Below are 8,634 nucleotides of genomic sequence, written 5' to 3'. Positions count from 1 at the left end.
GACATCGAACCGCTCCACGAACCGTTTGTTCTCACGCTCCCTGCTGATGCTGGCCGGTGCCGGCACGCTGGCCGAGCACGACTTCCTGGGCGCGTGCATCCGCTGCGGGCTGTGCGTGCGCGACTGCCCGCCGCAGAACCTGCGCCTGGCCGGCGGCGGGCACGGCCTGGACGCGCAGGTCGTGCCCGGCACGCCCTACTTCGTCGCGCGCGACATTCCCTGCGAGATGTGCGAGGGCCTGCCCTGCGTGAAAGCCTGCCCGACCGGCGCGCTCGATCCGGCGCTGCACGAGATCACGAAGGCCCGCATGGGCCTGGCAGTGCTGATCGACCAGGAGAACTGCCTGAACTTTCTCGGCCTGCGCTGCGATGTCTGCTACCGGGTCTGCCCGGTCATCGACGAGGCGATCACACTGGAGAAGGTCAGCAACCCGCGCAGCGACCGCCACGCGATGCTGCTGCCCACCGTGCACGCCGAGGCCTGCACCGGCTGCGGCAAGTGCGAGAAGAGCTGCGTGCTCGAGCAGCCGGCGATCAAGGTGCTGCCGGTCGATCTGGCCCGCGGCGAACTCGGCCACCACTACCGCAAGGGCTGGTCGCCCGACAGCCAGGGGGGCCGGCCCCGCTTCGACCAGCCGGTGCAGAACCTGCCGGCCACGCCGGTGCCGGGCGACCTGGCGCCGCTGCGCTCCGGCCAGGAGGCCTATGCACGCCCCGAAGGAGCCTCGCGATGAGCCCGACCCCGACGCCTGTGGCCACCCCGCCCGGGCCGAAGAAGCGCATCGGCGCCGAGGCCCGCGAGCTCAAGGGCTTCTGGCGCGCCCACCGCTGGCTGCTGCTGCGCCGGCTGTCGCAGGCCGGCGTGCTCGCGCTCTTCCTGCTCGGGCCGCTGGCCGGCGTCTGGATCGTCAAGGGCAACCTGAGCGCCAGCGTCACGCTGGGCGTGCTGCCGCTGACCGATCCCTTCGTGCTGGCGCAGTCGCTGGCGGCCGGGCACGCGCCCGCGCTGTCGGCGCTGATCGGCGCGGCGATCGTCATCGTCTTCTACGCGCTGGCGGGCGGACGGGCCTTCTGTGCCTGGGTCTGCCCGGTCAACCTGATCACCGACGGCGCGGGCTGGCTGCGCCGCCGGCTGGATCTGAGCGGCGGGCGCGCGCCCAACCCGCGGCTGCGCCACTGGCTGCTGGTGGCGGTGCTCGTGGCCTCGGCGCTGACCGGGCGGCTGGTCTGGGAGAACGTCAACCCGGTGTCGCTGACGCAGCGCGCGCTGATCTTCGGCGGCAGCGCGGTCTGGGGCGCGGCGCTGGCGGTCTTCCTGTTCGACCTGCTGGTGGCGCCGCGCGGCTGGTGCGGCCATGTCTGCCCGGCCGGTGCGGCCTGGTCGCTGATCGGCCGCGTCAGCGTGGTGCGCGTCAGCGCCCGTCACCGCGACCGCTGCAACGACTGCGCCGAGTGCTACGCCGTCTGCCCGGAGCCGCAGATCATCCCGATCGCGCTCAAGGGCAAGGGCGGCGCCGGCCCGCTCATCCTGGACGAGGCCTGCACCCACTGCGGCCGCTGCATCGACGTCTGCGCGCCGGATGTCTTCACCTTTTCCCACCGTTTCAACAAGCTCGACAGGCAAGAGAGGCCGACACCATGAACTCCCGCTCCTTCCGCCATCTCCTGCAGGATCTCGCCCGGGTCGCCCTGGCCGCCGGACTGATCCTGGTCGGTGCACAGCAGCATGGCCTGGCCGCCGAGCCGCAGGCCTCGGGCAGCGCACCGGTCAAGATGCAGGGCCTGCGCGGCGGCACGCCGCTGGATCAGGACAACGCGCCCACGCCCATCCGCCAGGAGCGCGACCACGCCCCCAGCGACCGCGACTTCGTGCAGCAACCCCCGCTGATCCCGCACACCATCTCCAGCTACCAGATCACCAAGAACTACAACAAGTGCATGGACTGCCATTCATTCCAGAAGTCGAAGGACAGCGGTGCGACGAAGGTGAGCGTCACCCACTTCCGCAACCGCGACGGCCAGGAGCTCGACAACATCAGCCCACGCCGCTACTTCTGCACCCAGTGCCATGTGCCGCAGACCGATGCCAAGCCGCTGGTTGGCAACACCTTCCAGCGTGCCCGTGGCCTGCAGTGACGCGGCCGAGAGGACCTTGACATGACTCCGAACGAGCACGACTCCCGACCCGGCCTGTTCGCCCGCACCTGGGCGCGGGTACGCAGCCGCAGCTTCCTGGTGCTGGCGGCTGCCTTCGTCACCGGCATCCTGTTCTGGGGCGGCTTCAACACCGCGATGGAATACACCAACCGCGAGGAATTCTGCATCTCCTGCCACGAGATGAAGGACAACGTGTACGCCGAGTACCGCAACACCATCCACTACCAGAACCGCACCGGCGTGCGCGCCACCTGCCCGGACTGCCATGTGCCCAAGGAATGGGGGCACAAGATGATCCGCAAGATCCAGGCGAGCAACGAGGTGCTGCACAAGATCCTGGGCACGATCGACACGCCGGAGAAGTTCAACGCCAAGCGCGCCGAGCTGGCCCAGCACGAGTGGGACCGCATGAAGCGCACCGACAGCCGCGAGTGCCGCAACTGCCACCACTTCAACGCGATGGACTATGCCGAGCAGAACACCCGCTCGGCCGCCGCGCACCAGGCCGCATTTACCGAGGGCAAGACCTGCATCGACTGCCACAAGGGCATCGCGCACACGCTGCCGCCGGTCGAGCAGCACATCGGTGCGCCCAAGGAGCACGCGGCCGACCCGAGCAGCCCCGGCGTCGTCAACCCGAACCAGAAGCCTGCACCCGCCACTGACGAGGCCCGCTGATGAACCCCACGGCGCTGTGGGCGCTGGGCTTCCGGCCCTTCTACCTGCTGGCGGCCGTGCAGGCAGCGCTGGTGCTGCCGCTGTGGGTTCTGGTCTTCGGCGGACAGACCGGCCTGGCCTCGCCGCTGCCGGGCAGCCTGTGGCATGCCGGCGAGATGGTCTCGGGCTTCGCGATGGCGGTGATCGTCGGCTTCCTGTTCACCGCCGGACGCAACTGGAGCGGCCAGCCCACGCCTTCGGGTGGCGCGCTGGCGACACTGGCTGGGCTGTGGCTGCTCGGCCGGGGGCTGGCCTTCAGCCCGTGGCCGTTGGCTGGTGCGGCCGCCGACCTGACGTTTGCGCTGGCGGCCGCCGCCGGCCTGGGCCGGGCGCTGCACCGGGGCGGCAACCGGCGCAACTTTTTCTTCGTCGGCCTGCTGGTGCTGCTGGGTAGCGCCGGCGCCTCGATGCGGGTGCTGGCCCTGCACGACGCCGCGCTGGCGCGCCAGGCCCTGCAGCTCGCACTCGACGTGGTGCTCTTCATCATCGCGGTGATGGCCGGCCGGGTGGTGCCGATGTTCACGCGCAACGGCGTGCCCGGCACGCAGCCACGCCAGCTGCCGCAGCTCGAGCGCGTGGCGCTGGGCCTGCTGCTCGTGTTGGCGATCGTCAACCCGCTGCCCTGGCCGCCGGAGCTGGTCGGTGCGATCGCGTTGGCCGCAGCGATCGCGCATGCGGCCCGTCTGGTGCTGTGGCAACCGGCACGCACGCTGCGCGTGCCGCTGGTGGCGGTGCTGCATATTGCCTGCGCCTGGATTCCGCTGCATCTGCTGCTGCGCGCGCTGGCCGCTTTCGGCTGGGTCGCGCCCTCGGTGGCCACGCATGCGCTGACAGCCGGCGCGATCGGCCTGCTGACGCTGGCGATGATGACACGCACCGCACGCGGCCACACCGGCCGGCCGCTGAAGGCCGACCGCATCGACGTCGCGATCTACCTGCTTGCACTGCTGGCGGCGCTGCTGCGCGTGATCCCGCCGCTGCTGGCGCCGGAATCGCTGCTGGCGGCGGTGCAGGCCTCGGCCCTGCCCTGGTCGCTGGCCTTCGCGCTCTATGCCGTGCATTACGGACCGTGGCTGATGCGCCCGCGCGCCGACGGCAAGCCGGGCTGAGGCCATCAGCCTCAGCCCTCGGCCCCCTGCCGCCATTTCCTTGAACCGGTTCAAGGACGATTCCCGACTGAAACACGAGGATATGCGCACCGTTCAAGCCCTTGCTGGAGGAGGTGCGCATGAGCCAGAAATCCCCGGGTGGTTTCACACAGCAGACCGCCCGCAACATGTTCTACGGCGGCTCGATGTTCTTCGCGCTGCTGTTCGCGGTGATCGTCTTCGACACCGAGCAGCGGATTCCCGAGCGCTCCAACGCACAGGCGATCACGCCGCAGGTGGTGGCCGGCAAGAAGATCTGGGAGACGCGCAACTGCATCGGCTGCCACACGCTGCTGGGCGAAGGCGCGTACTTCGCGCCAGAGCTCGGCAATGTCTACCCGCGCCGCGGCGGCGAGTTCATCAAGGTCTGGATGAAGGCCCAGCCGACCCACACGCCGGGCCGGCGCCAGATGCCGCAGTTCAACCTGACCGACCAGCAGCTCGACGACCTGGTGGAGTTCCTGAAGTGGACCAGCCAGATCAACACCGAGAAGTGGCCACCCAACATCGAAGGGTGAGAGGAGATACCCGCCATGAACACGCCTGTCCTCAAGTACAAGTCCCAGTCCGTCGCGAAGCTCTACTTCATCGCGGCGCTCGGGCTGTTCACCGCGCAGATCCTCTTCGGCCTCGGGCTGGGGCTGCAGTATCTGGTCGGCGACTTCCTGTTTCCGTACATCCCGTTCAACGTGGCGCGGATGGTGCACACCAATCTGCTGATCGTCTGGCTGCTGTTCGGCTTCATGGGCGCGGCCTACTACCTCGTGCCCGAGGAGGCCGAGACCGAGCTGCACAGCCCGAAGCTGGCCATCGCGCTGTTCTGGATCTTCCTGGTCGCCGGCGCGCTGACCATCGTCGGCTACCTGACCGTGCCCTACGCGCGCCTGGCCGAGCTGACCGGCAACGACCTGCTGCAGACCATGGGCCGCGAGTTCCTCGAGCAGCCGCTGCCCACCAAGCTGGGCATCGTCGTCGTGGCGCTGGGCTTCCTGTTCAACATCAGCATGACGGTGCTCAAGGGCCGCAAGACCAGCATCAGCCTGGTGCTGCTGATGGGCCTGTGGGGCCTGGCGCTGATGTTCCTGTTCAGCTTCGTCAACCCGCACAACCTGGTGCGCGACAAGATGTACTGGTGGTTCGTCGTGCACCTGTGGGTCGAAGGCGTGTGGGAGCTGATCCTGGGCGCGCTGCTGGCCTACGTGCTGATCCGCACCACCGGCGTCGACCGCGAGGTCATCGACAAGTGGCTGTACGTGATCATCGCCTTCGCGCTGATGACCGGCATCCTGGGCACCGGCCACCACTTCTACTTCATCGGCCTGCCCGGCTACTGGCAGTGGGTCGGCAGCATCTTCAGCGCGCTCGAGCCGATTCCCTTCTTCATGATGACGGTCTTCGCCTTCAACATGGTGCAGCGCCGTCGCCGTGAACACCCGAACCAGGCCGCCGTGCTGTGGGCGGTGGGCACCTCGGTGATGGGCTTCCTGGGCGCCGGCCTGTGGGGCTTCATCCACACGCTCAGCCCGGTCAACTACTACACGCACGGCACCCAGGTCACCGCCGCGCACGGCCACCTGGCCTTCTACGGCGCCTACGTGCTGGTGGTCATCTCGATGATCAGCTACGCGATGCCGCTGCTGCGCGGTCGCCTGGCCGCCCCGCGTGCCGCGCAGACCTGCGAGATGTGGAGCTTCTGGATCATGACGATCAGCATGGGCGTGATGGTGCTGGCCCTGACCGGCGCGGGCATCCTGCAGGTCTGGCTGCAGCGCCTGCCCACCGAGGGCGCGATGAGCTTCATGTCGACCCAGGACCAGCTGCGCTTCTTCTACTGGATCCGTCTGGTGGGCGGCGTGGGCTTCCTCGGCGGCCTGGTCACCTACCTGGCGAGCTTCTTCGTCACCGGTGACGAGCGCGATCCGGTGAACGCCGGCGAGACCGGTGCCACCGCGGCCCGCGCCTGAGAGCGACATCATGGAACACGCCAGCGCACGGCAGATCGCCGCGATCCCGCACTACGCCGAGCAGGGCCGCGAATGCACCCTGTTCGAGCAGGCCTGGCGCCAGCGCCTGCCGGTCCTGATCAAGGGGCCGACCGGCTGCGGCAAGACCCGCTTCGTCGAGCACATGGCCGCGCGCCTGGGCCGCCCACTGGTGACGGTGAGCTGCCACGACGACCTGAGCGCGGCCGATCTGGTCGGCCGCCACCTGATCGCCGGCGGCGACACCGTCTGGTGCGACGGTCCGCTGACCCGCGCGATGCGCACCGGCGCGATCCTCTACCTCGACGAGGTGGTCGAGGCGCGCAAGGACACCACCGTGGTGCTGCATCCGCTGGCCGACGACCGCCGCCTGCTGTCGATCGAGCGCACCGGCGAGCAGCTGCTGGCGCCGCCGGAGTTCATGCTGGTCGTCTCCTACAACCCCGGCTACCAGAACCTGCTCAAGAGCCTGAAGCCCAGCACCCGCCAGCGCTTCGTCGCGATGAGCTTCGGCTACCCGGCGCCGGCGCTGGAGGAGGCGATCGTCGCGGCCGAGAGCGGCGTGTCGCCGGCCGAGGCGCGCTCGCTGGTCAGCCTGGCCGGCGCGCTGCGCCGCCTCACCGACCACGATCTCGAGGAGACCGCCAGCACCCGGCTGCTGGTGATGGCCGGACGGCTGATCGCCGCCGGGCTCGACCCGGCGGCGGCCTGCCGCGCCGCCATCGTCGAGGCGCTCAGCGACGACGCCGAGACGGTGGCCGCGCTGGCCGAGCTGGTCGACGCGGTGCTGGCCCCGGCCGGCGCCGCCCGCTGAGCGTCGCATCGACGCCGATGCCCGTTTTCCGGACGGCGGCCTGTTCCGCGAGGACTGTCCGCGCTGCATGCCCGGTTGCTCCAGGATTCAACCATCCATCCCTTTCATGCAGCGCCGCCGCCGTCTCTTTCAATCCGCGTTCTTCGTGCTCTTCCTGGTCGCGCCGGCCCTGGACTGGCTGCGCTTCGACCTGCACGAGACGCAGCTGTGGTTCCTCGGCCGGCGCTGGTCGCTCGGGATCGACGACTTCATGGCCGGGCGCATCGACGCCACCGCCGCCGCGCTGTCCATCCTGGGCCGCGCCTTCCTGCCGGCGCTCGTGCTGGTGGCGCTGTTCCTCGCGGTGGCCTGGCGACGTGGCCGGCTCTACTGCGGCTGGCTGTGCCCGCACTTCTCGCTGGTCGAGCTGATCAACGACCTGCTGCACCGCGCCTGCGCGCGCTTCAGCCTGTGGGACCGCCACCCGACGCCGCGCGCAGACCGTCCGGCGCAGCGGCGCTGGTGGCCGGTGTTCGCGCTGGCCTGCGTGATGTCGGGCTTCCTGTGGGCGATCACGCTGCTGAGCTACCTGCTGCTGCCGGCCGAGCTGTGGCGCGGCCTGCTCGACGGCACGCTGACGCCCGGCCAGGCCCGCTTCATCGGCATCGGCACGCTGGTGTTCTCGGCCGAGTTCGCCTTCGCGCGCCACCTGTTCTGCCGCTTCGGCTGCGCGGTCGGGCTGTTCCAGAGCCTGGTGTGGATGGCCAATCCGAAGGGCATGGTGGTCGCGTTCGACCGCGACCGCGCGCGCGACTGCCGCGACTGCCGCACGCCGGCCTCGCCCTCGGGCAGCGCCTGCGACCGCAGCTGCCCGATGCGCCTGCATCCGCGCGACATCAAGCGGATGATGTTCTCGTGCGTGCAGTGCGGACGCTGCCTGGACGCCTGCGCGACCTCGCAGGCCGGGCAGCCCCAGGGGCCGCTGCTGGAGTGGCGCATCGGCGTCGACGCGGTGCGCGAGACGCTGCGCCAGCGCCGCACTGACAAGGAGATCTGACATGGAGGAATGGGTCGGGCGCCAGTGGCACCGCTTCATCACCCGCGCCGCCGGCAGCGAGGCCGGTCACCACGAGGCCGCCGCGGTCGATCTGAGCGAGATGCGCCGTGCCATCGAGCTGATGTTCCGCGCCGGCGGCGGCGCGGCGGCAGTGCGGCTGGCCGAGGCCGGCGTGCGCGCCCAGGGCGGCCCGCGCGACTGGCTGCAGCGCCTGGCCGGCACCGGCACGCAGGTGCGGCGCCCGCGCCTGGAGCCCGAGGTGCTGTCGCTGCCGCCGCGGCTGGCGGTGCTGGCCGAGCGCTCGCTCAACCGCGCGCTCTATCTGTGGCTGGCCGCGCTGGCCGCCGCGCTGCAGGAGACGCCGACCACCGGCGACTGGATCGAGGACAACCTGCGCGCGAGCCGCCGGGCGCTGGTGCGGTTTCCCGGCCTGCAGCCGCGGCTGCAGCGCCTGCTGGCGGCGCAGCTGGCCGCGCGGCCGCCGGGCGAGCGCCTGAACGGCCGCGCCGCCCGGGCCGAGCGTGCGGTGGCGGCCGCGCTGCGCTCGATGCTCGACGGCGCGGCCGCCGCCACGCCGCTCGGCCCCGCCCGGGACGACGCGCCGGTGCGCCTGGACGAGGTCGCGCCGGTCTGGCTGTGGATCGAGACGCAGCCCGCGCCCGACACCAGCACCGCCTGCGCCCGCGAGTGCTCGAGCATGTAGGCGTAGTCGTCGGCGGTCAGCAGCGTGTTGACCGCCACCGGCACGATGCCGGCGTGCATCGCGCCGAGAAAGCTCACC

At 70.5% G+C, this 8,634-nt stretch carries 10 protein-coding genes and 1 pseudogene; 10 read left to right on the top strand and 1 reads right to left on the bottom strand.

Annotation, left to right across the window (positions count from 1 at the left end; all coding sequences use genetic code 11):
• The 10 genes from napG to HZU84_RS19655 all read left to right on the top strand — a co-directional run.
• Positions 1-733: ferredoxin-type protein NapG (napG, locus tag HZU84_RS19700; RefSeq protein ID WP_180693104.1), on the top strand; the 733-nt coding region annotated here is incomplete at its 5' end.
• On the top strand, positions 730-1,641 hold the full coding sequence (napH, locus tag HZU84_RS19695) for a quinol dehydrogenase ferredoxin subunit NapH (RefSeq protein ID WP_149505529.1): 912 nt from the start codon (positions 730-732) through the stop codon (positions 1,639-1,641). The genes napG and napH, both read left to right, overlap by 4 nt.
• Positions 1,638-2,135, top strand: coding sequence for a nitrate reductase cytochrome c-type subunit (locus tag HZU84_RS19690; RefSeq protein WP_149505530.1), 498 nt, complete (start codon positions 1,638-1,640; stop codon positions 2,133-2,135). The genes napH and HZU84_RS19690 overlap by 4 nt, the downstream gene beginning before the upstream one ends.
• A gap of 21 nt (positions 2,136-2,156) precedes the next feature.
• On the top strand, positions 2,157-2,834 hold the full coding sequence (locus HZU84_RS19685) for a NapC/NirT family cytochrome c (RefSeq protein WP_149505531.1): 678 nt from the start codon (positions 2,157-2,159) through the stop codon (positions 2,832-2,834).
• A complete protein-coding gene (locus tag HZU84_RS19680; RefSeq protein ID WP_149505532.1) occupies positions 2,834-3,982 on the top strand; it encodes an NnrS family protein in 1,149 nt (382 codons plus the stop codon). The genes HZU84_RS19685 and HZU84_RS19680 overlap by 1 nt, the downstream gene beginning before the upstream one ends.
• Positions 3,983-4,101: 119 nt before the next feature.
• The gene (locus tag HZU84_RS19675; RefSeq protein ID WP_149505533.1) at positions 4,102-4,539 is read left to right on the top strand and encodes a c-type cytochrome; all 438 of its coding nucleotides are present in this window, start codon (positions 4,102-4,104) and stop codon (positions 4,537-4,539) included.
• Positions 4,540-4,554: 15 nt separating this feature from the next.
• Positions 4,555-5,985 carry a cbb3-type cytochrome c oxidase subunit I gene (locus tag HZU84_RS19670; RefSeq protein WP_149505534.1) on the top strand — a complete coding sequence of 477 codons (1,431 nt, stop codon included), beginning with the start codon at positions 4,555-4,557 and terminating at the stop codon, positions 5,983-5,985.
• Between the two features lie 10 nt (positions 5,986-5,995).
• Complete coding sequence (locus HZU84_RS19665; RefSeq protein WP_149505535.1) at positions 5,996-6,817, top strand: CbbQ/NirQ/NorQ/GpvN family protein; 822 nt, start codon at positions 5,996-5,998, stop codon at positions 6,815-6,817.
• Between the two features lie 106 nt (positions 6,818-6,923).
• Positions 6,924-7,853 carry a 4Fe-4S binding protein gene (locus tag HZU84_RS19660; protein ID WP_149505536.1) on the top strand — a complete coding sequence of 310 codons (930 nt, stop codon included), beginning with the start codon at positions 6,924-6,926 and terminating at the stop codon, positions 7,851-7,853.
• Between the two features lies 1 nt (position 7,854).
• Positions 7,855-8,556, top strand: a complete 702-nt coding sequence (locus tag HZU84_RS19655; protein ID WP_180693103.1) for a hypothetical protein — start codon at positions 7,855-7,857, stop codon at positions 8,554-8,556.
• Here the strand turns inward: HZU84_RS19655 and HZU84_RS21170 are convergent.
• Positions 8,507-8,634 (bottom strand): annotated as a pseudogene (locus HZU84_RS21170) (AMP-binding protein); the annotation flags it as partial. The gene HZU84_RS19655 and the pseudogene HZU84_RS21170 overlap by 50 nt on opposite strands.

Source organism: Sphaerotilus sulfidivorans (assembly GCF_013426975.1).
GTDB lineage: Bacteria > Pseudomonadota > Gammaproteobacteria > Burkholderiales > Burkholderiaceae_C > Sphaerotilus > Sphaerotilus sulfidivorans.
The sequence above is the reverse complement of the archived record's forward strand: the minus strand, read 5'-3'. Positions and strand labels throughout refer to the sequence as shown.